The sequence below is a fragment of the Ochrobactrum sp. BTU2 genome, from assembly GCF_024539785.1.
Lineage (GTDB): Bacteria > Pseudomonadota > Alphaproteobacteria > Rhizobiales > Rhizobiaceae > Brucella > Brucella anthropi.
This window is the reverse complement of sequence record NZ_JAHWRG010000076.1, coordinates 1-1365: the sequence shown is the minus strand read 5'-3', so window position 1 is coordinate 1365 and position 1365 is coordinate 1. Positions and strand designations below refer to the sequence as shown.

Genomic DNA, 1365 nt, shown 5'->3' with positions numbered 1-1365 from the left:
AACGTTCTGATTTTCATTGTATTTCTCCAGTGAATTAAGTAACAGACATGAAACTCCCGCTGGCGACATAAGTTCCAAAAAAGTTTTTTAAAGAGGGACCATCAGCGCTTCCCGCGGTGTTTTAGTTCACAGGAGAGTGGTTGCCAGAAAATCATATCGCTCGTTCTTGACCTTCACATTTGAAACGATCTACGTGCGATCACAGTAAGCGTTCGGTGCTGAGCGCAGCTCTCCTTGCTTGACGTTCCATGGAAACAGGTCGTCGACTTTGGGAATGCCCCTTACGATAGTGGTTAGTCTAGCCTTGAGAAAGGTAAAGCGAGCGATGTCGTTGAATTTACAGGTCTCGATCAGAGAAGGGATGCGACCTCAGGCGAAGCCGCCTTCGTCGCTGGGTGAAAACAGGTTTCAACCGTGACGCCGATGATTGGTGTCTGTTTCCGTTTGGCAGAGACATTTTTGTCCCGGTATTCCATTTCAACGACGGTTGCGCCGTCCAGGAGTCCCAACTCCCGTATGCAATGGACGTTCTTTCAGTTTTTTCCAACCCTCGGTTGGCCATAGACCGGAGCTGGAGCTATTACAGATGTCGAAAAAGCAAGCAATATTAATTTGATAGCGGCGCTCCCCTTCGTAAACTAAGACGAACGAACCATTAAGTGGCTAATATATCCCTAAAAACTGAAACAACGTCGCGCGGCTTATTCAGCAAGTCTCTCTTAAAATTTGGAACTTTTTGCCCGCAAGAATTGTTCATTAGCGCCATCCGTAATGGAGGAGACACGATAATGAACTCAATAATCTATCTCGTTGGTCTGGTTGTAATCGTTCTGTTTATCCTGTCATTTCTGGGGTTACGCTAATGGTTGATCAAAACTCAGTACAGAGCGATGGTAATCGCGGTTATGTAGACTGGCCAGCAATTTTTGCAGGAACAGTTGTTGCATCGGCCACCATGACAGTCTTGACAACTTTCGCGAGCGGACTTGGTCTTAGTTCGATCTCATTGGATAACGGAGGCGATATAAGCGTAGCGTGGTTGGTCCTTACTGCGCTGTTTGTCATCATCTCCATGGTTGGTTCTTATATGCTGGGAGGCTATATCGCCGGCCGCATGCGAAGACCTGCGGGTACCGCTACTCGGGACGAACTGACCGTTCGTGATGGCTTGAACGGTCTGGCTGTTTGGGGCTTGGGAACATTAATCTCTGCGCTATTTGCACTTTCAATTTTATCTGGCGGCGCTAAAGCAGTTGGTGGCGCTGCCCAAACTGTCGCAGAAACAGCAGGAACCGTCATTGGAGGAACGGCGCAAGGAGCTGGCCAATTGGCCGGAGGACTAATATCTGGGGCTGGCAGTGCGGC

The 1365-nt window shown here is 48.6% G+C and carries 1 pseudogene; it reads left to right on the top strand.

Annotated elements, in window-relative coordinates:
- Nucleotides 1-862 precede the first annotated feature (862 nt).
- Nucleotides 863-1365: pseudogene (locus tag KWJ32_RS28030) on the top strand (hypothetical protein); the annotation flags it as partial.